Genomic DNA, 24,848 nt, shown 5'->3' on the forward strand with positions numbered 1-24,848 from the left:
CCCCCTCGCGACAGGGAAGAGAGCGGGAAACCCCGTGGGGCACGGTGGGGAGCGCGGTGGGGAGTCCGCGGCGAGGAGGAAAGTGGGGAGCGCCGTGGAGTCCGCCCGGGGCGGATGGGGGTTTTGCACCATTAGACGCATCGCTGCGGCGTGTCGCCGGCGTGTCGCGTCCCTATTGGTGCAATTCCCCCCTCGCGACAGGGAAGAGAGCGGGAAACCCCGTGGGGCACGGTGGGGAGCGCCGTGGGGAGGATTGTGGAGCGGGCCATGAGGCCCGCCCGGGGCGGATGGGGGTTTTGCACCATTAGACGCATCGCTGCGGCGTGTCGCCGGCGTGTCGCGTCCCTATTGGTGCAATTCCCCCCTCGCGACAGGGAAGAGAGCGGGAAACCCCGTGGGGCACGGTGGGGAGCGCCGTGGGGAGGATTGTGGAGCGGGCCATGAGGCCCGCCCGGGGCGGATGGGGGTTTTGCACCATTAGACGCATCGCTGCGGCGTGTCGTCGGCGTGTCGCGTCCCTATTGACGCAATTCCCCCCTCGCGGCGGCCGAAGAGCAAGAAACCCTGCGGACACGCCCAGGCGCAGCTCCCTCACCCGTGGAGCCCGGTGCCGAACACGCGGGAAGCACGGCAGGGAGGTCAGATCATGCCCTCACGGACAGCGAAGCGGGGGCGCGCCCACGCGCACCCCCGCCCCCAACCCGGCAGTCAGTCAGGTCAGTCATCGTTCTTTCGATCATCCCAGCGGCGCTCCTGATCCTGAATGAAAGAATCCCAGCCACCGGTCTCTTTCTCTTTGTCCTTCTTCTGCCTGGGTCGAACCCCGGCCTCGTCAGAAAGCGCCGAACTCGGCCTGGAAAGCGCGTAGAGGATGCCGCCGACAGTAAGTGCGAAGCCAACGACCCCCAGCAGGATCGACACGAGCGAATAGCCGAGGGACACAGCGCCAACGAGGACAACCATACCAAGGACCGCCCCACCAAAACCGAGCGCGATGCGTCGAGGGGCGCGGGGGCCTCGAGCGGGTTCAGCATCCTTCTCGGGAGCGGAGGTAGACATGTGCGAGGCGAGCGCAGGGTCTTCCTCGCGCAAAGACGCCTCCATCTGCTCAAGGACCTTCTTCTCATACTCAGTGAGAGCCATTGCATGCCCCTTTCGGACGACTACTGCCCAAGCTTAGCGTGTGCCTCCCACGGGAGACGAACCAGCTCACAGGAGAGTCCCCTGCTCGCCTTCACCGGCTCGCGAGCCGCTCGCGCGCCTGTCCGAGACACCGGCCACGCGGGTTCCACCAACACTCCCGGCTGCATCTATGCCCGAGGAACGCCTGCCGGGCAGTGTCTTGCCGAGAAGAGTTGCGGGAGCCAGAGCACCCGCACCGAACTTGGAACGAATCTGATCCATCGCACGTTCGGAAGCTGCGGGGCGCTCGTCACGGTCCAGTGTGACGGCGACACCCCCCGCACGCGACTGGAGTCCCTCGACACGCACACCGAAGAGGCGCACTCCCCCGATGGGCATGTCCTCACGGGCAAACAGCGATTGGGCGGCGCGGGCTATGTCACGCCCAGTGTCGGTGGGGGCGACCAGGCTCATGCTGCGCGTGATCGTGTGGAAGTCCGCACCGCGCATCTTGATACCGACGCTCCACCCGACGACATCCCCGGCACGCAGGCGTCGCGCACAGTCGTGGGAGGCAGCCAGAATGAACTCCTCAATCTGAGACCGCGAGCGCACGTCATCCTCGAAAGTTCGTTCCATGCCGACGGACTTCTCAGGTCGGGAGGTTGTGACCGTTCGGGGGTCGATGCCCCACGCTAGGTCATGGAGATGGTGGGCTGAGGCGACGCCAAGGAGCTTGGACAGGCGCGCGACGGGGGCATGAGCGAGGTCACCGATCGTATCGATCCCTTCACGATCGAGGATGGAGCCGGTGCGACCGCCGACCCCCCATAGTGCTCCGACGGGCAGGCCGTGCAGGAATTCCACCGTCGCGTCCTGCGGGATGAGGAGCAGGCCGTCGGGCTTTGCATGTGAGGAGGCAATTTTCGCCACCGATTTGGTGGCGGCGATGCCTACGGACGCGGGCAGGCCGACGCTTTCCCGAATACGGGCACGGATGATGCGGGCGATGCGAGTGGGTGGGCCGAGGCGACGTCTGGCTCCCGACACGTCGAGGAAAGCCTCGTCGATGGAGACCTGTTCGAGCACCGGCGTTATGGTGGCGAGGATCTCCATGACCTGCTGAGAGTAGTGCCGGTAGAGGGAGTGGTTGCCAGGGATGAACGCGGCCGCAGGGCACAGCGCGCGGGCGCGTGACGTGGGCATGCCTGCGCGCACGCCGAGGGCGCGTGCCTCGTAGGTTGCGGAAGTGACGACTCCTCGGCCGGAGGTTCCACCGACGACGATGGGGCGACCAATCAGACTGGGGTCCTCGCGCATCTCAACCTGAGCGAAAAAAGAGTCCATGTCCACGTGCAGGATCGGCGTGGCTGTATCGTCCGATCCCCAATCGCGTTTGGCGCGCGCATCCCTGGGAGCGTTTGACATGTCACCTCCTGACGCCGATGCCCCATCTCACGGTTACAGTGTCCACCATGGCACGCTCATCGTCGTCACGCGACATCTCCTTCGAAACGGATTTCAGCTCCGCGCGCATTCGCTGGGATGGTCCGCGCGCAACTCTCTTCCTGGACGGAGTGGAATCCTCGGCGGTGGACACGTCAGACCCGACGTACTTGGAGTTCGAGTACATGCAGCACATGAGCGTTATCGCGGACTCCTGGCTGGGGACCCTGCGCCGCTTTCGCGCGCTTCACGTGGGAGGTGCAGCGTGCGCGCTGGCGTGCGCGTGGTCCAGGCAATACCCTCAGTCGCGTCACGTCGCGGTGGAGATCGATGGGACACTCGCCGCGCGGGTGCGCCAGTACTTCCCAATCCCGAAGGCACCGCAGGTAAAAATTCGCGTGGGCGATGGACGTGTGGTTCTCGAGAGCACGCGAGAAGGGACTTTCGACGTGATCGTGCGCGACGCGTTTGCGGCCGGGGTGACGCCGGGGCATCTGCGCACGGTGGAGTTTGCCCGCCAGGTTCGCCGAGTGCTCTCTCCCTCGGGCGTCTGCCTGGTCAACTGCGCGCACGGTGGGCCGGCCAATGCTCGCCAAGATGTGGCCACCCTGCAGGAGGTCTTTCCCTTCGTGGCTACCATCCAGGATCCGAAGGTGGGGCGCGGCGGTCGGCGTGGTAACGTGGTCGCCGTTGCTTGCGCAGACGGTGTGGTGGATGCGGACAACATCGATCGTGCACTGCGCACGCTCGCGCTCCCTGCGCGCATCACCAGACCGACGGAGCTGAAGCGGTGGGTGGCGGGCTGCCCGCCCCTGATGGATGAGCAGGTCGGCTATCCGGCTTCTCCGTGACGGGGCCGCCCCACCGGCGCGTGCGCACCTGCTCGTGACAAGGGTCCCGGCACTCCCTTTGGGAGCGTTCCCTTCTCGAGCGTCAATGCTGCGGGGTAGCCTCGCCGCTTAAGCGCGGTGACGCGGCGCAGAGGGTCCTGGATTGCGTCCGTTGCGGCGCGCCTCAAGGCGGGCAAGTACGTCTTCGAGGGTATCGGGCTTGGCCGCTGGCTGCTGGCCGTCGACGCGTGGGGCGCGTTGGATGGACTGGGTCTCTTCCTCCTTGGCGCGCGAGACCTGGGCCAGGTAGGCCTCGATAACATCGCCAATGTCCTTAGCGCCCTTTTCTTCTCCCCGCGTAGTGGCAGATTGCCCCATGCCGGGCAGCGGAATCGCTCCGTCGCCTCCGTTCCAGGCGTCAAAGTGTTCTTCGAGGGCGCTCACTGTGTGGGAGATTTCGGGGCTACCCTCAACGAGCTTCTCGATGCTCTCCTGATCCTGAGCGGCCCCCTGTTCGAGGTCACCCACAGGCAAAGAGAGGTCCGCGAATTTGGCGAGGGAAGTGAGCAGGGCGGAAGAAGCCGCCGGGTAGCCGGTGTCCGCCATGTAATAGGGGACCGCTCCCAACAGCGCGAGTCCACCGATGCCTCGCTGCCCCATGCGAATCTGCACGAAGGTGGACAGCGGCGCGGGGAATTGCATGTGATTCGTGATCTTGGGGCCACTGGTCGGCAGCAGCGACGCGTCGGTGGCCTGCACGTGCACGGGAGTAGGGCGCGTGTGGGGTACACCGGAGGGTACTCCGTGCAGCGAGAAAGTGATCTCAACGCCCGCACGCTCGCAGATGTCGTTGATCGCCTCCGTGAAGGACTCCCAATGAGAGTCAGGCTCCGCGCCGTGAAGGACCAGGATCGGGTTGCCCATGTCATCCTCAACCAGGTCGAGGACAGTCTGGGGCATCACCATGTCCGGGGAGGAGACCCAGTCCTCGACCGTCACGATGGGACGGTGGGAACGGTAGTCCATGAGGGTGTCCGCGTCGAAGGTTGCGACGCGCTCATTGTGCAGTGAGCGCAACATCTGACCGATGGCCATGCGCCCGGCACCGCCGGCGTCAATCGCTCCGTCGAAGTGAATGAGGAGGATTTTAGCCTTCGCGCCTGCTGCAGGCCCATCCTCGTAAAGGTCAGTCGCGGTGATGCTCACGTCTCCTCCTCATCCTCAACCTTCTCCATCATGCTAACGTACCCGCGAGATGCCCAACTCGTCACGTGGGGACACGTTTTGAGCTTGCGGCGAAGTTACCTCGTCTCGTAGTGACTGATCGCAGCGCAGCGACCAAAAGTGAGGAACAATAGAAGGCCACCAACAACGAGGAGGACGTATGACGACGGGCGCGCATCAGGAGCCACGCACGGACCTTCCGTTGCCTGAACAGGACTTTGTCGACAGCGCGTACGCGCGCTTGGACGCGCTGCGCGCCTCTTACCGGGAGCGTCAGGGACGTATCCATTCGACGCACGGGGTTGGGAACGCTCAGGCATGGACGGAGCGAGAGGCTCTCTCCGCGCACCTGGGGGAGATGGCCGCACGCTTGGAGGGTGTCGAGGAGCGCCTCGTCTTTGGTCGCCTTGACATGACGGATTCCTCGACGCGTCACGTGGGTCGACTGTCTTTGTCCCACGAGGATGGCACTCCCCTGCTCGTCGACTGGCGTGCCCCGGCGGCGCGCCCCTTTTACCAGGCGACGTCGGCCAAGCCTGAGGGCGTTGTGCGTCGCCGCCACATTTCGACGCGTGATCGGCGCGTGACGGGGCTGGAGGATGAACTTCTCGATGCTTCTGCCGCGCAGGGACTAGAGCTGCAGGGCGAGGGAGCGCTCATGCACGCTCTCAGCGAGGCGCGCGACGGGCACATGGGCGACATCGTCGCCACCATCCAGTCCGAGCAGGACCGTATTATCCGCGCGTCCGATAAGGGCCTCCTCGTCGTCCAGGGAGGCCCTGGAACCGGCAAGACAGCCGTTGCCCTGCACCGCATCGCCTACCTCCTCTACGCCCACCGCGAGCGCTTGGAACGATCCGGCGTGCTGTTGGTGGGGCCCTCGCGCCTGTTTTTGCGCTACATCGAGCAGGTGCTGCCCTCGCTGGGTGAAACGGGCGTCGTGTCGGTGACGATGGGCGATCTGGTGCCCGGCGTGCACGCCCGGGTCAGCGAGGACGAGGCCGTGGCTCGAATCAAGGGACTGCCAGCGTGGGCGGCACTCGTCAAGGAGGCGGTTCGGGCGCTGGCGAAAGTCCCCAAGGAGGACCAGAAACTGCGCGTATGGAACCGGACGGTCACGCTGACGCGCGCGGACGTCGAAGGCGCCCGTCGCCGCGCCAAGCGCACGGGGCGGCCACACAACGTGGCGCGCGAATCGTTCGCGCGTGAGCTTATGGATGTCTTAGCACTGCGCTTGGCGCGTGAGGCAGGCGACGCGGACTCGAATGGGAACGTTGATCCCGATATTAAACGTTCGTGGCTGATCGAAATCCGCGATTCGGTGGATTGCCGCCGCGCGATCAACACGGCGTGGATGCCGACGAGCGCGCAGACGCTACTGCGCAGGCTCTACGCCAAGCCGGAAGTTCTTGCGGCAGCGAATAGGCGTGCGAAGTCTCCCCTTCGCCCCGACGAGCTAGCGCTCCTCGTGCGGCCACGCTGCGCGCCCTGGACGGTGTCGGATGTGCCGATCCTGGATGAGTGCGAGGAATTGCTGGGCCCCATGCCTCCCGCCTCAGCTCCCTCCCGGGATTCAGACGCCGACGCGATTGAGAGGGCGCGCGCCGCAATCGAGGGGCAAAACCTGGGCGGCGGAATCGTGACAGCTCAGATGCTCGCCGAGCGCAGCGCAGCGCAGGAAGCGTTGGTTCCTCTGTCTGAGCGCGCAGCGAAGGATCGCACGTGGGCCTACGGCCACATCGTGGTCGATGAGGCGCAGGAGCTGTCTGCTATGGCGTGGCGCGCTCTCCTGCGCCGCTGCCCGTCGCGTTCTTTCACGGTCGTCGGTGACCTCGATCAGCGCCGGGGCTCCAAGCGGCCCGCATCGTGGGAGAAGGCCCTGGGCCCCGCAGCACGCGCCTTTGCTGCCGAGTACGCCCTTACTGTGTCGTACCGGACCCCCGCCACGCTCACCGCTCTAGCAGAGGCAGTGGTGGCTCGCGCCGGAGCACCCGTCCTCTATCCGATGACTGCCGTGCGCGACGTGGAAGGATGCTACCGGGTGACCCACGTGGATGTACCCGAGGCCGCCACGGCCTCGTCCCCGCAGGCCGACCCTCTGTGGCAGGCCGCACGCGACGCCCAGCGAATTGCTGAGGAACGCCTCGATCGCGAAGCCGGAGCGTCGCTGGGCCGCATCGCCATCATCGTCGGCACGCAGCGCGCCCGCGCGTGGGGAGCCGATGCGAACGGCGAGAGCGCGCTATCCGAGCGTGTCGCCTTTCTGTCCGCCAACGCATCCAAGGGTCTCGAGTTCGATTCTGTCGTTCTGGTCGAACCCAACGAAATCTTGAGCGACGGCACCGGCGACCTCTTCGTCGCCCTCACGCGCGCCACCCACGACGTCCACGTCGTCCACGCCAGTCCTCTGCCCGCGGGCATGGAAGAGTGGTAGCGGCAGACCACACAGTGACGCGCCCACGCCGGCTTGGCTCCCATCTGCCATGATGGAAGCATGACACGCGCACTGCTACTGGAAAACTCACACCCCATCGCTGACGAGATCTTCGCGAAGTTCGGTATCGAGGTCACCCGCGTGAAAGGTGCTCTGTCCGAAGATAACCTGATCGACGCCCTCGACGGCGTGGACTACCTAGGCGTTCGCTCCAAAACCGAGGTCACCGAACGGGTCCTGCGCGCACGCCCAAACCTGAAGGCCATCGGGGCTTTTTGCATCGGCACCAACCAGATCGACCTGGCCACCGCCACCGACATGGGCATCGCCGTGTTCAATGCCCCCTACTCCAACACGCGTTCCGTCGTCGAACTCGCCATCGGCGAGATCATCGACCTGTCGCGCCGCGTGACCGTGAAGAACTCGCGCCTGCACCGGGGCGTGTGGGACAAGAGCGCCGATGGCGCGCACGAGGTGCGCGGTCACACGCTTGGCATCATCGGCTACGGCAACATCGGAACCCAGCTGTCCGTCCTGGCCGAGGCCATGGGCCTCAACGTCATCTTCTACGACGCCGCCGAGCGCCTGGCCCTGGGCAACGCCACGCAGATGCCCACCATGGAAGCGGTGCTGCGCGAGGCGGACATCATCTCCGTGCACGTCGACGGCCAGGAATCCAACACGAACCTGATTGGGCGCACCGAGTTTGAACTCATGAAGCCGGGCGCCCTGTTCATCAACCTCTCGCGCGGGCACGTCGTCGACGTGGAGGCCCTGCACGCCGCGCTCGTGTCCGGACACCTCGGCGGCGCTGCCATCGACGTGTTTCCCGAGGAGCCGCGCGCCAACGGCGATCCGTTTGCCTCGCCCCTAGCCACCCTCGACAACGTCATCCTCACCCCGCACATCGGCGGATCCACCGAGGAGGCCCAGTACGACATTGGACGCTTCGTGGCCGCGAAGATCGGCGAATACCAGGCAAGCGGCTCCACCGATATGAGCGTGAACCTGCCGAACCTGACGATGACCCCCGGCAAGCGTTCGCGGTACCGCGTGCGCCTCATTCACCGCAACGTCCCTGGTGTCATGGCGCGCGTCAACCAGATTTTTGCTTCCTCCGAGGCAAACGTCGACGCTCAGATTCTGGCCACCGTGGACGAGGTCGGCTACGTGCTCACCGACATATCTGCCGGCCTGGGCCGCGAGGCCCTCGAAGAGCTGACCCACCTGCCCGAAACGGTGCGACTCATCGCAACTCCGCTGTAAAACTGTCGTATTCGTCGCGTTCCTCAGTGGTCTAACAAGACCGTAACTTACGGTATCGTAAGGGGGACATCTCCACAGGAGGACAGATGGACCTGACGTCGAAGCTGCGCGCACTGTACGCGCCCGGAGTCGCCTACGAAATAGCCACTCCCGACCAGCCGATCCCCGACATGGTCATGGAGGTCGCCTCCCGGTATCCGAAGCGTGCGGCCATCGACTTTTTCGCGCGTCAGCTCTCCTACGAAGAATTAGCCGAACAGATGCGCCGGTGCGCGGGAGCACTGCACCAGGCGGGCGTGCGTCCCGGCGACCGCGTCGCCCTCGTCATGCCCAACTGCCCCCAGCACGCGGTCGCGGTGCTGGGTACGATGATGCTCGGCGCCATCGTCGTCGAGCACAACCCGCTTGCACCCTCCGGCGAGCTGCAGGGCGAGTACGAGCGTCACGGTGCCCGGGTCACCATCGCCTGGTCGAAAGCTTTGGAGAAACTGACGTTCCTGGGGCGGGGGCACACCACCTTCTCCATGGACCTCACGACGGCGCTTCCCACGGCCTCGAGGATGGCGCTTAAGCTCCCCTTGAAGGCCGCGCGCGCCAAGCGCGAACAGCTCGCGAGTCCGCGTCCCGCCTGGGCACGCTCCTGGACGCGCGCGATGCGCGCGGCGGCGCCGTGGGAGGGACAGTGTCCCTCCCACATGGACGACGTCGCCCTGCTCATCCACACGGGCGGTACGACGGGCGTACCGAAGGCCGCCGCCCTCACGCACGCGAACCTGCGCGCCAACGTCGAGGAATCCATCGCGTGGGTGCCCGTCCTCCACGAGGGTGCCGAGGTTTTCTACTGCATCCTGCCTCTGTTCCACGCCTTCGGCTTCACGATCGGTTTCCTGGCAGGCCTGCGCCTGGGTGCGACCGTCGCCATGTTCCCGAAGTTCGACACCGCCCTGGTCTTGGCCGCGCAGCGCCGACTGCCCTGCACTTTTTTCCTGGGCGTACCCCCGATGTATGAGCGGCTCTTGACTGCTGCCGAGGGCACGGACGTGGACCTGTCCTCCATCCACTTCTCACTGTCGGGCGCTATGCCCCTGTCTGCACCGCTGGCCCAGAAGTGGGAGGAGGCGACCGGTAGCCTCATGATCGAGGGCTACGGTATGACCGAGGCCTCCCCGATCCTCCTCGGCTCACCCCTGGCGTCCTCGAGGGCTCGAGGGGCGCTGGGTATCCCCTTCCCCTCCACGCAGGTGCGCATCGTCGACTCCGAGGATCCCGGGCGCGACGTCGAGGAGGGAGCGGTCGGAGAACTCATCGCGCGCGGCCCACAGGTATTCTCCGGCTACTGGAACCAAGACGATGAGACCGCGGAGGTCTTCACAGCCGACGGATGGCTGCGCACGGGTGACCTGGTCCAGGTACGCGACGGTTTCATCTTCATGGCAGACCGGCGCAAGGAGATGATCAACTCCTCCGGTTTCAACGTGTACCCCTCGCAGGTAGAAGAGGCCGTGCGCTCGATGCCGGGTATCGCCGATGTTGCTGCCGTGGGTGTCCCGGCTGGCGAGAGCGGCGAGGACGTCGTCGCAGCCGTCGTTCTCGAGTCGGGCGCGTCCGTCACGCTCACCGACCTACGCCAGTGGGCAGAAAAGTCTTTAGCGCACTACGCCCTGCCCCGACAGCTCGTCGTTATGACGGAGCTACCTCGCTCTCAGCTGGGCAAAGTCATGCGCAAGCGGGTACGCGAGCAGATCGTGGGGGCTCGCGGAGCGACTTCCGAGGCCGTGGCGGGGGCCCGCGAAGCGGTGTCCGAGGCCGTGGCGGGGGCCCGCGAATCCGTGTCTGAGAAGGTCGCCGGGGTCCGAGTGGCCGCGTCGGAAGCATCCAGCGAGGCAACGGCTGCCGTGCGCAAACTCGCGACGCATACGAGTGAGCGTTTCACGAAGGGTAACAAGTAGGACCAGCGTTATCGCTTGGACGATTCCTCCCGTATCCCTTGTGGACGCGGATGCTACTGGTCTCCAAGCAGGGTTGGGCCAACGGCTGGCCGCCTGCGGTTCGCGCGCGTCTTGCGAGCCTTCTTCGGGGCGACAGGCTCCTCGCCCGGTTCTTCCTGGGTTCGAGAAACGACGCCCTGGGAGCGTTCGCGCAGAGCACGAATTGCTTCTTCGAAATCTTCGAGCGTGTCGAAGGCCCGGTACACGGACGCAAAACGCAGGTAGGCGATGACATCCAGGTCGCGCAGGAAGGGCAGGATCGCCTTACCGACTTCGTTGGTCGATACGTTTGATACGCCGGTCGAACGCAACTTCTCTTCCACTTGCTGGGCGAGAATCGCGAGCTGGTCGTCGGAAACCGGCCTGCCTTGGCATGCCTTTTTCACGCCGGAGACAACCTTATTGCGGGAGAAAGATTCGACGACGCCCGAGCGCTTGACGACCTGAAAGGACGATGTCTCCAAGGTCGTAAAACGCTTCTTACAGTGCGTGCACTCGCGACGGCGCCGAATCGACGCACCGTCGTCGGCGATGCGCGTATCGACGACGCGCGAATCAGGGTTATGACAGAAAGGGCAGTGCACCCTTCAACGGTACACGTTGAAGTCCACCCTTGTCACAAGAGTCCCATCCGCCACCGCTATCGAACGGGCACAACGATGCGCTGTCCAGGCTGAAGAGCACCGTCAATGTCGTTGAGGCGCTCAATGTCCGCAACAATGTCCTCGAGCGGTCGCTCGCTTCGAACAGACTGTGCGAGCGACCAGACGGAGTCCCCACTAACCGCCGCCTTAATGACTGTTGGCCCATCGTACGCTGCGGGCTGAAGGGCCAATCCCAGGGCCCCTGCCCCCACCGACAGAGCGATCGTGGCGAGGACCCCCACCACAAGGGTACGACGGGAGGCACGCACCACGCGACGAGGTGCCACAGGTGCACGAAGGAAGGAGGGGTCATCCGCGCGCTGGGCTTCGACGCGTCGGCGCGCGGAAGGAGCGGTGGAAATGTCTCTCACCGTCGCTAGGGGCGCATCCGTCACAGGCCGCTTCGATGAGCGACGCGCGGGGAAGGAAACGGTGGACGTGGCAGCGTAGGAAAGACTCATGGCAACCTCCAGAACGACGGATCGAACACATGTTCGTCGAACACCTGTACGATAGCATGCGCGGGCGACAATGTCGAGGCACACTCGAACATATGTTTCATACTCGCGCATTTACGGCTTAAACTTGACATCACCAGTGGACAACCACCCATGCACATCTGCATCCGCCCACACAGGAGGACCCCATGACCGACCGTCCAATCACCGATCGGCACCGCGCAATCCTGCGAGTTATCAACGACAAGCTGGAGGCCAGCGGCTTCCCTCCTTCAGTGCGCGAAATCGCATCCGCAGTGGGCCTCGCATCCCCTTCCACCGTCAAACACCACCTCGACGCACTCGAGGCGCAGGGCTACCTCGCACGCGAACCCGGCCTACCGCGCGCCCTCGACCTAACCGACAAGGCGCGCAGCGAGCTCGGCATCGAGGTGCCCGCCCCCTCCCCCGTCGTCCGCATTGAAATCCCCTTCTCCCACGTGGCGGAAGAGGGCACGGCGATCCCGCTCGTCGGCCGCATCGCTGCGGGTTCACCCATCACTGCCGAACAGCACGTCGAGGACGTGTTCCATCTACCCACCTCCATGACGGGGCACGGAGACCTCTTCATGCTCGAAGTCAGCGGGCAGTCCATGATAGACGCCGGCATCTTCGACGGTGACTACGTCGTCATCCGCTCCCAAAACGATGCGCGCAACGGAGAATTCGTGGCCGCCATGATCGACGGCGAGGCCACCGTCAAGGAACTGTCCATCACGGGCGGCCACGTGTGGCTCCTCCCCCACAACCCGGACTACTCTCCCATTCCCGGCGACGAGGCCACCATCCTCGGCAAGGTCGTCACCGTCATCCGCTCCCTCTGACCCCCCGCACATACCAATGGCGCCGACCCCAGACGGGGTCGGCGCCATTAAGGAAAGCGAAGAAGGCTCAGAAGCCCAGGTCGCGGGCCACCTGACGCAGGCGCTCGGCCGAGGCGGTCAGGCCGTCGCGCTCGTTAAGGGTCAGCGGCGGATTCAGGACTCGTCCCGCGCCGTCGCGTCCAACGATCGTCGGGGCGGCCATGACGACATCCGAGATGCCCTCCCAGTCCTCGAGCAGCGTCGAGATAGTGAGGACGCGCTGCTCATCGCGCAGTACCGCACCCGCGATGTTCGCAGCGGACAGGCCGATCGCGTAGTTCGTTGCTCCCTTGCCTTCGATGATCTTGTAGGCGGACTGGACGACCTCCTGCGCAATGGAGTCGCGCATGGCCGAGTCAAAGACGCGACCGCTCAGCGTCGGACCCCACTGGGAGAGCGGCACATTGCCGATCTCGGCGCTGGACCACAGGGCAACCTCAGAGTCGCCGTGCTCACCGGCCACGTATGCGTGAATGTTTTGCGTGGCTACGCCGGTCTCACGCGACACGAGGTAGCGCAGGCGAGAGGTGTCCAGCACAGTGCCAGAACCGAAGACCTGGTTGCGGGGCAGACCGGTCAGCTTCAGCGCCACGTAAGTGACGACATCCACCGGGTTGGTCACGAACATGAAGCGAGCGTCAGGAGCCACATTCTGCAGGTTCGGAACGATCTTCTTCATCAGGTTGACGGTCGAGCCGGCCAGCTCCAGGCGGGACTGCCCCGGCTGCTGCTTCGCGCCAGCCGTCACGATAATGAGGTCGGATCCGCGGACGATCTCAACATCGTCGGATCCTTCAATGGAACCGGCTGGGGTGAACTGGATGCCGTGGGCCATATCGAGGGCCTCGGCCTCAACCTTAGGCTTGTTGATGTCCTGGAGGACGATCGAACGCGCGTCGCCACGCATCGCACACGCGTACGCGACAGCGGTACCAACGGCGCCAGCACCGATGATGGCGATCTTTGAGGGTCGTCCAGAGGACTTCGAGGGGTACAGGGTCTGCGCTTTGTTTTCCACGTGTCTCTCCTAGTGTGAGCAGGCGCTTCCGTTGTTGCAGGTCATGGAAGGCCTGATGGCTAATTTACACGATTTTTCGCGTGCGCGAAACCACTTGCCACCTATTGATCACCGGCACCATTTAAACGTCGGAGTGCTCCTCGCACGACGTGCGGATCCGTGGTCGGCCACAGAGGAGGTAGCGACGCCAGGATGAAGGCGCCGTAGCGCTTCGTCAAAGCACGTGGGTCGAGAATGGCCACGACTCCGCGATCCTCGGTTGAGCGCAGCAAGCGCCCTGCTCCCTGCGCCATCATGAGGGCCGCATGAGTGAGGCAGACAGACATGAAACCATTACCCCCTCGGCGCTCAACGGCCCTGGAGCGGGCACGCGAAACAGGGTCATCCGGTCGCGGAAACGGAATCTTATCGATCACGACAAGCCGACACGCATCCCCAACAACATCAACCCCCTGCCACAGGGACATGGTTCCCACCAGACACGAATCGCGTTCCTCACGGAAACGCCCAATCAGCTGTGCGAGCGTCTCCTCCCCCTGGAGGTAGACCGTCAGCTCGGTACGCTCGCGCAGCGCCTGCGCCCCCGCCTGAGCACCCCGGAGCGAGGCGAAGAGCGCCAGGGCCCCGCCCCCCGAGGCCTGGGCGAGCTCAACGAGTTCGTCCAGTAGTTGCTCCGAGGGGCCGTCGCGTCCCGGCGGAGGAAGGTGCCTCGCCACGTAGCGGATACCCTGACGGGCGTGGTCAAAGGGCGACCCCACGTCGATGCCATGCCACGGCACGCCCGTCAGGGCCATGCCCGTGGCTTGGGCCATGTAGTCGAAGCTGCCACCCAGAGCCAGGGTTGCGGAAGTCAAAATCGCGCCGCGCTCACCGATGCCGACCCCGCCGATCGCCCCGGACACGTCGAGGGGTCCCACCGTCAGGCGGGCGTTATCGGCATCGTCCCTGGTGATGTAGGCAATCGACTGATCGGGGTCGCGTCCCCACGCATCCAGCGCACCAATCAGCTCATCGATGGCTGCTCGTGCCAGCTGTTTTGCGGCTCCATCCCCCTGCGCTTTGCCCACCTCAGTACTTGCGCGACGAGCCGCATCATCCAGGACCGTCATCGCGTCCAGGAGCGCAGAGGGGCGGTACTCCAGGAGTCCCTCCTGCACAGGTGCCATCGCTGCGCCCAGCCCAGCCCCGGCCTCGTCCAAGTCCGTGGAGTCGATCGACAGATTCGAGCGCAGGGAACGCGCCACGCGACTCACGCGCGCCACCGACAGGTCGGCGGCCGCCTGGGAGCGCACGCGGTCGGCCAGCTCGTGGGCCTCGTCGATGACGACGGCATCGTACTCGCCGAAAAGCTCGCCCTCCCCGCACGCGTTGATACCGAACAGTGAGTGGTTCGTGACGACCACGTCGGCCTCGGCGGCCTCCAGGCGCGCGGCCTGCGCGAAGCACTCGTCGATGAGCGGGCAGTGCTTGCCCAGGCACTCGGGCTTCGCGACCGACGCGTGATGCCACGCCCGATCCGACACGCCTGGCACTAAATCATCGCGGTCCCCCGTCGTGGTTTCGCTGATCCAGTCGCGGATACGCAGAATTTCCTCGCCGAGTTCGCCCGTGGGTCCTGCTCCGATGTCCCGGTCTTCGAACAAGGTGCCCTCCGTGGGGTACCCGCCGTCCAGCTTGTGCAGGCACGCGTAGTTCGACCAGCCCTTGAGCACCGCGACCTTCAGGCGCACGCCCGTCGCCGAGGCGACCGCGTCGACGGCCACCGGCGCATCCTTGACGAGGATCTGGCGCTGCAGCGCCAGCGTCGCCGTCGAGACGAGACCGCGCGCACCACTCACCGCGCAGTGCGTCAGCAGGGGCACCAGGTAGCCCAGCGACTTGCCCGTGCCGGTGCCCGCCTGCACCAGCAGGTGCTCGCGGTCCTCCAGCGCGGCGGCCCCTTCGGCGACCATCGATGCCTGCCCCTCGCGCGCGGACCCGCCCATCGAGGAGACGACCGCGTCGAGGACGCGCCCCGAAGCCTCGACCAGGTCCCGGCTCACTGCCCACTCACCGTCGCATCACCCACGGTGCCGCCCACCGCCGCGCGGGCGATGACGGCTGCTAGCGCCTCGTCGACGCGAGCCACGATGCGGGTTCCGGCGTCCACGTATTCCTCGCGCTCCACCTCGCCCTCCTCGTGGATCCTGTGCACGAGGGAGCCCGCCGAGTACGGCAGGACCGCGTCGACGGCGACCCGAGGCCGGGGCAGCATATCCTCCAGCGCAACGCGCAGCGCGTCCACGCCCCATCCGGTGTAGGCGCTCAAGGGAACCGCGCCGGGGAAGACCGTGCGCAGCAGGGCGATCTGCTCGGGCGATGCCAGGTCGGCTTTGTTCAGGGCGATCAATTCGGGGATGTCCGAGGCCCCCTCGATCGTGTCGATGACGGCGCGCACGGCCTGCACCTGAGAGACCGGGTCGGGGTGCGCGGCGTCCACGACGTGGAGGATCACGTCGGCCTGGCCCACCTCTTCCAACGTCGAGCGGAAGGCCTCGACCAGCTGCGTGGGCAGGTTGCGCACGAATCCGACCGTGTCGGTGAGCGTGTACTCGCGCCCGTCGGCGGCGCGTGCGCGCCGCACGGTCGGGTCCAGGGTGGCGAACAGCGCGTCCTGGACGAGCACCCCCGCATCCGTCAGGCGATTGAGGAGCGTCGACTTGCCGGCGTTCGTGTACCCGGCGATCGCCACCGACGGCACGCCCCCGCGCCGACGCGAACCCCGCTGCGTGCGCCGGGCCGGCTCCATGCGCGCGATGTCCGCGCGCAGCTTCGCCATGCGCGTGCGGATGCGGCGCCGGTCGAGCTCGATCTTGGTTTCGCCCGGGCCCCTGGAACCGATACCCGCACCGCCCGCGACGCGGCCACCGGCCTGACGGGACATCGACTCGCCCCAGCCGCGCAGACGCGGCAGCAGGTACTCCAGCTGGGCGAGCTCCACCTGCGCCTTGCCCTCACGGGACTTGGCGTGCTGGGCGAAAATGTCGAGGATCAGGGCGGTGCGGTCGACGACCTTGGCGTCGACGACGTCCTCCAGGCCGCGGCGCTGGGAGGGGGCCAGCTCCTCGTCAACGATGACGGTGTCGGCCTCCACGGCGCGCACGATGTCGGCCAGCTCGCGCGCCTTACCCGACCCCAGGTAGGTCGCGGGGTCCGGCTTCATGCGGCGCTGGATGATGCCGTCGAGCACGCGCGAACCCGCGGTCTCCGCGAGCGCGGCGAGCTCGCGCAGCGAGTTCTCCGCCTCCTCCTCGCTCTGGGTGGTGCGCAGTCCCACGAGGACGACCTTTTCGAGTCGCACCTGGCGGTATTCGACCTCGGAGATGTCCTCGCGGTCGGAGGCTCCCGTGTCGACGCGGCGCGTTCCCGCGCGGGCCTCGCGTTCGAGCGCACCGGCGTCCCCCGAGCTGTCCTGCCCCGCGGTCGATGCGAGCGCCGTTCCCGAGCGCGCGAGGATGCGCGCGACGACGTCGTTGACGCGCTGGTCGCGTTCCGCGGTCGAATCGGTGGGGGTCGTGTCCATGTCCGTCCTTCACGTGGGGGGCTTCCAGTGTCGCACGACGGGCCCTCATCTGCGTCTGCGCGCGCGGGCGCGATAGGCTTTCTTTCGTGGATGAACAGTACTTCACCGACTCTGCCCCCGCGAGCGCCGACGAGACTCGCCTCATCGAGGTGAGCGCGCGGGGTTTCGATCTGTCGATGCGCGTGTCCTCGCGCGTTTTTTCCGGGTCTAAGCTGGACCTGGGGACCCGTCAGTTGCTCTCGGTCGCACCCGACCTGCCCGAGGGTGGGACTTTCCTGGATCTGGGCTGCGGCTGGGGTCCGATCGCGACCGTCATGTCGCGAGAGTCGCCGCAAGCCACCGTGTGGGCCGTCGACGTGAACTCGCGCGCCCTGGATCTGACGCAGCGTAACGCCGCCGCCAACGGCGCGCGGGGCGTGCGCACCCTCAAGGCTGATGAGGCGCTCGCCGCCTCCATCGAGTCGGACACGCGCTTTGACGTCATCTGGTCGAACCCGCCCGTGCGCATCGGCAAGGAGGCGATGCACGAGATGCTGGCGGCGTGGCTGGGCAGGCTCGCAGCCACCGGCGTCGCCTACCTGGTCGTCCAGCGCAACCTGGGCGCGGACTCCCTCATCACCTGGCTGAACGGTCAGGGCTTCGAGGCCTCAAAGTTCGCGTCGAAGAAGGGGTTCCGCATCATCGAGGTGCGCCCCGCGTAAAGCTCTCCGTCGCTTCGACGAGGCCGGGGTCCCGTCACGCTCTTCGGCGCCGGTGTCGCGGGGCCGCCGTCAGGTGAGGCGGATCTCCGCGACCCGTGTCGCGGGGCCGGTGAGGAACACCGAGGCATCCGTGATGCGCGGGGCGTTGCCGCTCCAGTCGATGACACCGTCCAAGCCCACGTTCACCCGTCCTCCGGGAACGTCGACAACCCACTGGGTGGGGGCATCGGGTCCCCTGCGCAGGGCGGTGGCCAACGCGGCCGCGCAGCATCCGGTGCCGCACGCCTGAGTCTCCCCCACGCCGCGCTCCAACACACGCATCGCGATGTGTCCGGTGCTCTGCCCGGGTACGCTCAGGTCCACGACCAACTCCAGGTTCGTGCCCGAGCGCGGCGCCGGGTCGTAGGCGGGGCGCGCCGCGGGCGGGATGAGGGAGACGTCGACGGTGGGCAGGAACACCCCGCGCAGGGTGTCCTCATCGGCTAACTCAACGACCGTATGCGGGTTGGGCATTTCTACCCAAATGCCACCGAGAACCCCGTCGATGCCGGGGATGCTCACCTTGATTGTCTCGCGCGCCGGGGAAGCCGCCGGACCCATGTCGACGCGGTAGCGCGCTCCCTCTCCTTCGTCCTCCACTTCCGGTGTCACGCGCTTGATACCGCCGCGGGTGGCCACTTCCAGCGTGGCACCCACCGGCAGGTCGACCAGGCCTTCACGGCGCAAGTGATCGACAAACACGCGCACCCCGTTGCCGCACATCTCCGCCTTCGACCCGTCGGCGTTGCGGTAGTCCATGAACCACATGCCATCACGCTCAACAGCCCGAATGAAGCCATCCGCGCCGATCCCGAACGCCGAGGAACACAGGGCCGCGACCTGCTCCTCAGAAGGATCGTCTTCATCGAAGCGGTCCGTAGCCACGACGAAAGAGTTGCCGGCGCCGTGAGCCTTCACGACGCGGGCATGGGAGGGAAGCTGCGAGTTCACCATGCCCCCACGGTAGCGCCCACACCCCCTCCTCGCAGCCGCCGACCGCGCTACGAGCGCGCGAGCGCCGCCTCAGCTTCCCGCTCCACCAGCTCAACCACGCGGGTCGCCACGGCATCGTCCGAGGCAAACTCTTCCACGTCCAGCCAATGCACGCGCGGATCCGGTCGCAGCCACTTGACCTGCCGGCGCGCCAGTTGACGGGTGGCCAGCGCAATAGAGTCCACGGCCTCGTCCTCAGTCATAATCCCATCGATGACCGCGAGTGCCTGTGCATAGCCCGTCGCCCGGGAGGCGGTCTTAGCCTCACGCAGCCCTTCGTCAATGAGAGCGCGTACCTCCTCAATGAGGCCGCCATCCATCATTGCGCGAGTGCGCGCATCGATGCGCGCATCGAGGCTCTCCGTCGAACGACGCAGCGCCACCATGAGCGCAGGAGAGACGAATTCGTGCCGGGGCATCGAGGACGAATAGGGCCTCCCCGTCAACTCGATGACCTCCAGGGCGCGCACGATTCGACGCGTGTTGTGCGGGTTGATGCGCGTCGCCGACACCGGGTCCAGAGCCTTCAGACGATCGTGAAGGCCGCGCGAACCCGCCGCCCCCTCCGCCTCCTCCTCCAGGCGGGCACGCAGGACCGGATCCGTCCCCGGGAACTCGATGACGTCCAGGAGCGCACGCTGATACAAGCCCGAACCCCCCGCAACCACCGCGACTCCCCTGCGCGCATGGATGTCCGCCACGTCAGCGCGCGCGTGACGCTGATAGGCGGCCACCGACGCCTCGTCTCGCACCTGGAGCACGTCGATCTGATGGTGAGCGATCCCCCGGCGCTCATTCACCGGAGTCTTCGCCGTGCCCACGTCCATGCCACGATAAAGCTGCAGCGCGTCGGCAGAGACAATCTCGCCAGCCCCGCCCGCTCCCAGTACACCCGGAAGGCGGCAGGCCACCTCGAGCGCCAGATCCGACTTACCCGACGCCGTGGGTCCCACAACCGCGCACACGAGGTCCGACGCACACGTCACACAAGACTCCATGGCCACCAGTGTACGGGCGCTAGCACCCAATACCACCCACGTGCCGCTAGGCTTAACACCATGAGCACAACTAACACCCCACCGGTCACCCTTGATCGCGTCACCCAGGCAGTTGAGGCCGTCGGCCTGATCCCCTTCGTGTCCGCCACCGGGCAGATCGCAGCTATCCTGCCAGGACGCACCGTACGCATTGCGGTGCCCGAGGGGCGTCCCGCGCAAGGCGTCGCGGACTACCCGCGGTTCTTCGCCCCCTCGCACGCCGATCAGATCGCATCCGCGGTTCGCCGCCTCAATGCCTCGACCTACGTGCCCAAGATCACCTCCGTCACGACCGACTCGGGCGCCATCTCCCTGCAGCTTCAGCACACTTTCAACTGGGTTGTCGGCGCATCCGAAGCACAGGTCAACGCCGAGGTCTCCCAATTCATCATGGCTGCCATTTCCATGATGAACCAACTCGATGTCATGTTCCCCGACCAGTGGACCAAGGAGGCCGACAATGCCTGAATGGAAGAGCTTCACCTTCGGTGAGGACGGGGAAGCCACCCCCGCCCCCGAGGCCACCAAACCCAGCGCCGCAAACCCCGCCATGGAACCCGACGAATACGCCGCCAAGTGGGGCACCGAGGTCTTAGAGGTCACCATCGAACGTATCTCGACCGTCCTCGACGGCGATGGCCTGCCGCACGCCACCCATGAATTCATCGTCGCGGCACAGCTCAACGATGTACCCTTCCAGATTCACCGTGAACCCGCCGACGCTCCCTGGGTGCAGATCGAGACACGCATCGTACCCCCAGGAGATGACCACACCGAGATTTCCCTGCAGGCCATCGCGAACCGCTGGAACTCTGAACACCTGCAGCCAACCGTCTTCCCCATCGAGTCCGACACGGGCTGGATCCTGGTCGCCGCCTCCCGCTTCTTCGTCGGCGAAGGACTCTCAGACCGCCAGATTCACGTCATGGCGCGACGCGGCCTGATTATCGGTTTGCAGGCCGCACAGGAACTGCCCACCCTCTTCGATACGCCCGAGGAATCCGCAGAATAATACCCCGTCGGATACCAAACGACGTGCCCCGTTCCTCGCTTGGAGGAACGGGGCACTCTCGGTGAGTGTGCGCCGACTACATGCGACGGCGCAGCGTGTACCACCTGCGCGGTGGGGCCACGGGTCGCATAGGGGACTCGAATCGACCCGCACTACCGAGAGTGCTCCCGCATGCCGATCATCTCAACATCATGACGATCGCCACGACTCAAAGGTAGCGCCTCAGACGCACGTCACACATGCGTTCGCCTGAGACATTTTCTCAACTTTCACCTCTGCGATGCGCAAACGTGCACACCCTTTTCCTTTCGATGCAGCTGACGCGATGTAGTCGCGCAAATCACGCGCGAGTATTCGCTGGAACACCCTGGCGTGCTCGTCAGCGCGGAGCACCCACGCGCACAGTCGGAATACCCAACGACACTGCCGTGTCGGGTTCCGGCGGGACTTGGCGCGCCTGCCAGGCATCACCGGCGCGCGTGCGACGCACCTCAAAGAGGCCACCCTGCGCGCCAGAATCAGCGATCAGATGATGAGGCGCACCATAGGTCACCGTCGCACGAATCATGTCGCCGGGGCGCGGGCGATCAGTCTCACTCATCCCCTCGGGCAGGGCCACGTGCACCAGGCGATTGTCGCGGGCGCGGCCCGAGATACGATGCGTCGCACCATCTTTACGTCCATCACCCTCGCAGACGAGGACCTCAACATCGGTCCCAGTCAGCGCCGCACTATCCTCAGCGCAAATTCGCTCCTGAAGCTTGATGAGGCGCTGGTAGCGCTCCAGCGCGACGTCGTCGGGCACCTGGTCCGTTCGATCGGCTGCGGGCGTACCGGGCCGACGCGAGTACAGGAACGTGAAAGCCGACGTGAAACGAGCCTGTTCCACGACATCAAGGGTCGCCTGAAAATCCTCTTCAGTTTCGCCGGGGAAGCCGACAATAATATCCGTCGTGATAGCCGCTTCGGGGATCGCAGCACGCACCCGTTCGAGGATACCCATGAAACGCTCACGGCGATATGAGCGACGCATCTGGCGCAGCACGGCATCAGAACCCGACTGGAGCGGCATGTGCAGGCTCGGCATCACCGTCGGAGTCTGCGCCATCGCAGCAATCACATCGTCAGTGAAGGCCGCGGGGTGAGGCGACGTGAAGCGCACACGCTCAATGCCTTCAACGCGACCAACAGCACGCAACAAGTCCGCGAAAGCACCGCGCTCACCGAACCCCACACCGTAGGAATTGACGTTCTGACCCAGCAAAGTCACCTCGATAGCGCCCTGCGACGCAACAGCCTCAACCTCAGCCAGAATGTCGCCGGGACGTCGGTCGCGCTCTTTGCCACGCAGATGCGGCACGATACAGAACGTGCACGTGTTATTACAGCCCACAGAAATCGACACCCACGCCGCAAACGCACTCTCCCGGTGGGTAGGCAAGGTCGAGGGAAACACTTTCAACGATTCCTCAATCTCGACGGCAGCCTTGCGGTTATGCGCGGCGCGCGCCAACAATGCGGGAAGCACATCAATGTTATGCGTGCCAAAAACAGCATCGACCCAAGGCGCCTTGGTGACGATACCATCGCGCATCTGCTGCGCAAGGCAGCCCCCGACGGCGATCTGCATGCCGGGACGCTCACGCTTGACAGCAGCCAACTGACCGAGGTTACCGAACAGGCGAGTCGCCGCATTTTCACGCACGGAGCAGGTGTTGATGACGACGACGTCGGCTCCCATATCGCCAGCGTCAGTCGCACGCGCGGCGGCTTCGGGAACGGTGTCAACGGGGACGAGGCCAGCCTGCTCGAGCAAACCCGCCATACGTTCGGAGTCGTGTTCATTCATCTGGCAGCCGAGCGTTCGCACCGCGTAAGTGCGAGGACGCACACCAGCCTGCGTCATCGTCGTATTCATCGCACTAAAGTCTAATCGCCCCTAAGGTCCCCAGAGAAGTCGAGCACATCACGCAGTAGAGCAAGCGCCGCATCAATCGTACCCTGGCGCACCTGAGCTCGATCGCCCTCCAGGTGGAGTAATCGGTGCTCCGTCCCACGTTCATGCGCGCAGGCAATGTGAACGGTTCCAGCGGGGTATCCGTCCGCGGGACCCGGCCCGGCCACGCCCGTCGTCGACAGCCCCATGGAGGCCCCGAACAGACGCCGGGTCCCCTCGGCCATCTGGCGAGCCACCTGCTCATCGACTGGTCCCGTCAGCGCCAGTCGATCCGATGAAACCCCCAGGACCGAACACTTGGTGTCAACCGCATACGTGCAGGCACCGCCACGCACGACGTGAGAGGCACCAGGAACGTCAACAAGACGCGCAACGAGGCCCCCTCCCGTGAGCGACTCAGCGGTCGCGACGGTCAGCCCACGGCTCGTCATTTCCTCGACCAGTGCTCCAACCTGCACGTCATCCATCACACGGGTACCTCCCAGCTCCAGCGGTCCTCATCCTCCGCACCACCAGCATGCCATTCGTCGAGAGCATCACGCACGACATTCGATGCCACAGACGAGGAATAGCCCTTACGAGCCAGCATCGAGCACAGTCGGCGATAAGCGGTGTCGCGGGGAACTGCTGCGAGAGAACGAGCCTTGCGAGCGACCAGCTGCCGGGCCCGCTCAGCCTCATCATCACGATCAATCTGCGACAGGGCACACTCGATCGTGTCACTGTCCAACCCCTTGCGCCTAAGAATCTCACGCAAAGCACGCCGCGAGACACCAGTGGCAGAAAAACGAGAGCGAACGAACGCATCCGCATACGCCTGATCATCGACCAATCCCACGGCCTCGAGACGATCAACGACCCCGAGAGCCAACTGAGGACTAAAGCCACGTGTCTCAATAGCTGCCGTAAGTTCGGCGCGCGAGCACGCGCGCACGTCAAGCTTACGCAGTGCCACTTCTCGCGCCGCCTCAATCGCTTCAGCCCCCGTCAGGGCGGCGTTACGTTCGCGCGCTCGGGCGAGCCGCTCACCCGGGGAGGAGCGACGGTGTCGTTCCTCCCCCAGCTCCGGATGGTCCTCCGGGTCCAGGTAGCGAACCACGACTCAGAAGCCCGCATCCTCGTCGGGATCAACAGCGGATGCCTTCTTCGTTTTCTTCTCCGGCTCCGTCTCCTCCGCGATACCCAGAGCGACCAGGATCTTCTGCTCGATCTCGTTGGCCAGCTCGGGATTGTCCACCAGGAATTGCCGCACGTTCTCCTTGCCCTGACCCAGCTGATCATCACCGTAGGTGAACCACGAGCCGGACTTACGAACAATTCCGGCCTCGACGCCCATGTCAATGATCGAGCCCTCACGTGAAATGCCCTTGCCGTAGACGATGTCAAATTCGGCCTGCTTGAACGGCGGGGCCATTTTGTTCTTGACGACCTTGGCACGCGTACGGTTACCGACGGGCGCCCCCGCTTCCTTCAGAGTCTCAATCCGGCGCACGTCGATACGCACCGAGGCGTAGAACTTCAGAGCCTTGCCACCAGTCGTTGTCTCTGGGGAACCGAAGAAAACGCCGATTTTCTCACGCAGCTGGTTGATGAAGATCGCAGTCGTGCCGGTGGCGGACAGAGCCCCCGTGATCTTACGCAGGGCCTGACTCATGAGACGAGCCTGCAGGCCGACGTGCGAGTCCCCCATCTCTCCTTCGATTTCGGCCTTCGGCACCAGGGCCGCAACCGAGTCGATGACGATAATGTCGATGCCACCCGAGCGGATCAGCATGTCAGCGATCTCGAGGGCCTGCTCGCCCGTGTCGGGCTGAGAGACCAGGAGGGAGTCGGTGTCCACACCGAGGGCGCGAGCGTAGACGGGATCGAGTGCGTGCTCGGCGTCGATGAAGGCAGCGTTGCCGCCAGCCTTCTGCGCGTTCGCCACAGCATGCAGGGCGACCGTCGTCTTACCTGACGATTCGGGACCGTAGACCTCAATGACGCGACCGCGGGGAAGGCCCCCAATGCCGAGTGCAACGTCAAGGGCAAGCGAACCGGTGGGGATCACCTGAACTGGAGGACGACTATCGTCTCCCAGGCGCATCACGGACCCCTTACCGAATTGCTTGTCGATCTGGGACAGTGCAACTTCAAGCGCCTTATTACGGTCGTTTGTCACGTTCTTCGCTGCGGGTGCTTTACGGGCTGCCATGATGGTCCTTTCATGCTGAGG

General features: G+C 65.3%; 22 protein-coding genes. 8 read left to right on the forward strand and 14 right to left on the reverse strand.

Going from position 1 to position 24,848, the window contains the following annotated elements; genetic code table 11:
- Positions 1-717: 717 nt before the first annotated feature.
- Together RYL44_RS02875 and dinB are read right to left on the reverse strand one after the other, a co-directional pair.
- Positions 718-1,143: a DUF3040 domain-containing protein gene (locus RYL44_RS02875; RefSeq protein ID WP_073983460.1), complete on the reverse strand. Its 426-nt coding sequence runs from the start codon at positions 1,141-1,143 to the stop codon at positions 718-720.
- Positions 1,144-1,209: 66 nt separating this feature from the next.
- Complete coding sequence (gene dinB / locus RYL44_RS02880) at positions 1,210-2,550, reverse strand: DNA polymerase IV (protein WP_314803578.1); 1,341 nt, start codon at positions 2,548-2,550, stop codon at positions 1,210-1,212.
- A 47-nt stretch (positions 2,551-2,597) separates the two neighbouring features.
- On the opposite strand from dinB, the gene RYL44_RS02885 reads away from it, so the two are divergent.
- The gene (locus tag RYL44_RS02885; RefSeq protein WP_314975036.1) at positions 2,598-3,419 is read left to right on the forward strand and encodes a spermidine synthase; all 822 of its coding nucleotides are present in this window, start codon (positions 2,598-2,600) and stop codon (positions 3,417-3,419) included.
- Between the two features lie 108 nt (positions 3,420-3,527).
- On the opposite strand, the gene RYL44_RS02890 is transcribed toward RYL44_RS02885, so the two are convergent.
- Positions 3,528-4,604 (reverse strand): PAC2 family protein, encoded by a 1,077-nt coding sequence (locus RYL44_RS02890; protein ID WP_073983458.1) that lies wholly within the window; start codon positions 4,602-4,604, stop codon positions 3,528-3,530.
- Between the two features lie 178 nt (positions 4,605-4,782).
- On the opposite strand from RYL44_RS02890, the gene RYL44_RS02895 reads away from it, so the two are divergent.
- From RYL44_RS02895 to RYL44_RS02905, 3 genes are all read left to right on the forward strand, one after another.
- A complete protein-coding gene (locus RYL44_RS02895; RefSeq protein WP_073983457.1) occupies positions 4,783-7,056 on the forward strand; it encodes a HelD family protein in 2,274 nt (757 codons plus the stop codon).
- A gap of 60 nt (positions 7,057-7,116) precedes the next feature.
- Entirely contained in the window at positions 7,117-8,322 is a 1,206-nt protein-coding gene (gene serA / locus RYL44_RS02900; protein WP_314768171.1) for a phosphoglycerate dehydrogenase, read from the forward strand.
- 86 nt (positions 8,323-8,408) lie between these two features.
- On the forward strand, positions 8,409-10,271 hold the full coding sequence (locus tag RYL44_RS02905) for an AMP-binding protein (RefSeq protein ID WP_314975037.1): 1,863 nt from the start codon (positions 8,409-8,411) through the stop codon (positions 10,269-10,271).
- Between the two features lie 53 nt (positions 10,272-10,324).
- Here the strand turns inward: RYL44_RS02905 and nrdR are convergent, their stop codons facing one another.
- Both nrdR and RYL44_RS02915 read right to left on the reverse strand, forming a co-directional pair.
- On the reverse strand, positions 10,325-10,894 hold the full coding sequence (gene nrdR / locus RYL44_RS02910) for a transcriptional regulator NrdR (protein WP_276738453.1): 570 nt from the start codon (positions 10,892-10,894) through the stop codon (positions 10,325-10,327).
- Between the two features lie 56 nt (positions 10,895-10,950).
- The gene (locus RYL44_RS02915; RefSeq protein WP_073983453.1) at positions 10,951-11,415 is read right to left on the reverse strand and encodes a LysM peptidoglycan-binding domain-containing protein; all 465 of its coding nucleotides are present in this window, start codon (positions 11,413-11,415) and stop codon (positions 10,951-10,953) included.
- Positions 11,416-11,600: 185 nt separating this feature from the next.
- Between RYL44_RS02915 and lexA the strand changes: the two genes are divergently transcribed.
- Positions 11,601-12,275 (forward strand): transcriptional repressor LexA, encoded by a 675-nt coding sequence (lexA, locus tag RYL44_RS02920; RefSeq protein ID WP_314768165.1) that lies wholly within the window; start codon positions 11,601-11,603, stop codon positions 12,273-12,275.
- Positions 12,276-12,342: 67 nt separating this feature from the next.
- On the opposite strand, the gene RYL44_RS02925 is transcribed toward lexA, so the two are convergent.
- The 3 genes from RYL44_RS02925 to hflX form a co-directional block, all read right to left on the reverse strand.
- The gene (locus RYL44_RS02925; protein ID WP_073983451.1) at positions 12,343-13,332 is read right to left on the reverse strand and encodes an L-lactate dehydrogenase; all 990 of its coding nucleotides are present in this window, start codon (positions 13,330-13,332) and stop codon (positions 12,343-12,345) included.
- 101 nt (positions 13,333-13,433) lie between these two features.
- Positions 13,434-15,374, reverse strand: a complete 1,941-nt coding sequence (locus RYL44_RS02930; RefSeq protein WP_314975038.1) for an ATP-dependent DNA helicase — start codon at positions 15,372-15,374, stop codon at positions 13,434-13,436.
- Positions 15,371-16,894, reverse strand: a complete 1,524-nt coding sequence (hflX, locus tag RYL44_RS02935) for a GTPase HflX (protein WP_314975039.1) — start codon at positions 16,892-16,894, stop codon at positions 15,371-15,373. Before hflX ends, RYL44_RS02930 begins: the two co-directional genes overlap by 4 nt.
- Before the next feature lie 86 nt (positions 16,895-16,980).
- On the opposite strand from hflX, the gene RYL44_RS02940 reads away from it, so the two are divergent.
- On the forward strand, positions 16,981-17,595 hold the full coding sequence (locus RYL44_RS02940) for a class I SAM-dependent methyltransferase (RefSeq protein WP_314975040.1): 615 nt from the start codon (positions 16,981-16,983) through the stop codon (positions 17,593-17,595).
- A gap of 69 nt (positions 17,596-17,664) precedes the next feature.
- Here RYL44_RS02940 and dapF read toward each other — a convergent pair whose 3' ends face one another.
- Both dapF and miaA read right to left on the reverse strand, forming a co-directional pair.
- Positions 17,665-18,588, reverse strand: a complete 924-nt coding sequence (dapF, locus tag RYL44_RS02945; RefSeq protein ID WP_314975041.1) for a diaminopimelate epimerase — start codon at positions 18,586-18,588, stop codon at positions 17,665-17,667.
- A 47-nt stretch (positions 18,589-18,635) separates the two neighbouring features.
- On the reverse strand, positions 18,636-19,625 hold the full coding sequence (miaA, locus tag RYL44_RS02950; RefSeq protein ID WP_314975042.1) for a tRNA (adenosine(37)-N6)-dimethylallyltransferase MiaA: 990 nt from the start codon (positions 19,623-19,625) through the stop codon (positions 18,636-18,638).
- A 60-nt stretch (positions 19,626-19,685) separates the two neighbouring features.
- Here miaA and RYL44_RS02955 point away from each other — a divergent pair, with 60 nt between their 5' ends.
- Entirely contained in the window at positions 19,686-20,132 is a 447-nt protein-coding gene (locus RYL44_RS02955) for a histidine kinase (protein ID WP_073983449.1), read from the forward strand.
- The gene (locus RYL44_RS02960; RefSeq protein WP_314975043.1) at positions 20,125-20,676 is read left to right on the forward strand and encodes a YbjN domain-containing protein; all 552 of its coding nucleotides are present in this window, start codon (positions 20,125-20,127) and stop codon (positions 20,674-20,676) included. Before RYL44_RS02955 ends, RYL44_RS02960 begins: the two co-directional genes overlap by 8 nt.
- Before the next feature lie 379 nt (positions 20,677-21,055).
- Here the strand turns inward: RYL44_RS02960 and miaB are convergent, their stop codons facing one another.
- Genes miaB through recA form a run of 4 tightly spaced genes read right to left on the reverse strand, consistent with a single transcriptional unit; the run spans position 21,056 to position 24,827 of the window.
- A complete protein-coding gene (gene miaB, locus RYL44_RS02965; protein WP_276738478.1) occupies positions 21,056-22,594 on the reverse strand; it encodes a tRNA (N6-isopentenyl adenosine(37)-C2)-methylthiotransferase MiaB in 1,539 nt (512 codons plus the stop codon).
- Between the two features lie 11 nt (positions 22,595-22,605).
- Positions 22,606-23,100, reverse strand: coding sequence for a CinA family protein (locus tag RYL44_RS02970; protein WP_314768153.1), 495 nt, complete (start codon positions 23,098-23,100; stop codon positions 22,606-22,608).
- A complete protein-coding gene (locus RYL44_RS02975) occupies positions 23,100-23,732 on the reverse strand; it encodes a regulatory protein RecX (protein WP_073983445.1) in 633 nt (210 codons plus the stop codon). The genes RYL44_RS02970 and RYL44_RS02975 overlap by 1 nt, the downstream gene beginning before the upstream one ends.
- A 3-nt stretch (positions 23,733-23,735) precedes the next feature.
- Positions 23,736-24,827, reverse strand: a complete 1,092-nt coding sequence (gene recA, locus RYL44_RS02980) for a recombinase RecA (RefSeq protein WP_314975044.1) — start codon at positions 24,825-24,827, stop codon at positions 23,736-23,738.
- Between the last annotated feature and the right edge of the window lie 21 nt (positions 24,828-24,848).

The sequence above is a fragment of the Actinomyces bouchesdurhonensis genome, assembly GCF_963540955.1.
Classification (GTDB): domain Bacteria; phylum Actinomycetota; class Actinomycetes; order Actinomycetales; family Actinomycetaceae; genus Pauljensenia; species Pauljensenia bouchesdurhonensis.

Excerpts from the sequence above, each read along its gene's own strand:
- dinB (WP_314803578.1), bottom strand. The coding sequence starts at position 2,550 with ATGTCAAACGCTCCCAGGGATGCGCGCGCCAAACGCGATTGGGGATCG.
- dapF (WP_314975041.1), bottom strand. The coding sequence starts at position 18,588 with ATGGTGAACTCGCAGCTTCCCTCCCATGCCCGCGTCGTGAAGGCTCAC.
- miaA (WP_314975042.1), bottom strand. The coding sequence starts at position 19,625 with ATGGAGTCTTGTGTGACGTGTGCGTCGGACCTCGTGTGCGCGGTTGTG.
- RYL44_RS02955 (WP_073983449.1), top strand. The coding sequence starts at position 19,686 with ATGAGCACAACTAACACCCCACCGGTCACCCTTGATCGCGTCACCCAG.
- RYL44_RS02960 (WP_314975043.1), top strand. The coding sequence starts at position 20,125 with ATGCCTGAATGGAAGAGCTTCACCTTCGGTGAGGACGGGGAAGCCACC.
- hflX (WP_314975039.1), bottom strand. The coding sequence starts at position 16,894 with ATGGACACGACCCCCACCGATTCGACCGCGGAACGCGACCAGCGCGTC.
- RYL44_RS02905 (WP_314975037.1), top strand. The coding sequence starts at position 8,409 with ATGGACCTGACGTCGAAGCTGCGCGCACTGTACGCGCCCGGAGTCGCC.
- miaB (WP_276738478.1), bottom strand. The coding sequence starts at position 22,594 with ATGAATACGACGATGACGCAGGCTGGTGTGCGTCCTCGCACTTACGCG.
- RYL44_RS02875 (WP_073983460.1), bottom strand. The coding sequence starts at position 1,143 with ATGGCTCTCACTGAGTATGAGAAGAAGGTCCTTGAGCAGATGGAGGCG.
- serA (WP_314768171.1), top strand. The coding sequence starts at position 7,117 with ATGACACGCGCACTGCTACTGGAAAACTCACACCCCATCGCTGACGAG.
- RYL44_RS02885 (WP_314975036.1), top strand. The coding sequence starts at position 2,598 with ATGGCACGCTCATCGTCGTCACGCGACATCTCCTTCGAAACGGATTTC.
- RYL44_RS02915 (WP_073983453.1), bottom strand. The coding sequence starts at position 11,415 with ATGAGTCTTTCCTACGCTGCCACGTCCACCGTTTCCTTCCCCGCGCGT.
- RYL44_RS02895 (WP_073983457.1), top strand. The coding sequence starts at position 4,783 with ATGACGACGGGCGCGCATCAGGAGCCACGCACGGACCTTCCGTTGCCT.
- RYL44_RS02970 (WP_314768153.1), bottom strand. The coding sequence starts at position 23,100 with ATGGATGACGTGCAGGTTGGAGCACTGGTCGAGGAAATGACGAGCCGT.
- recA (WP_314975044.1), bottom strand. The coding sequence starts at position 24,827 with ATGGCAGCCCGTAAAGCACCCGCAGCGAAGAACGTGACAAACGACCGT.
- lexA (WP_314768165.1), top strand. The coding sequence starts at position 11,601 with ATGACCGACCGTCCAATCACCGATCGGCACCGCGCAATCCTGCGAGTT.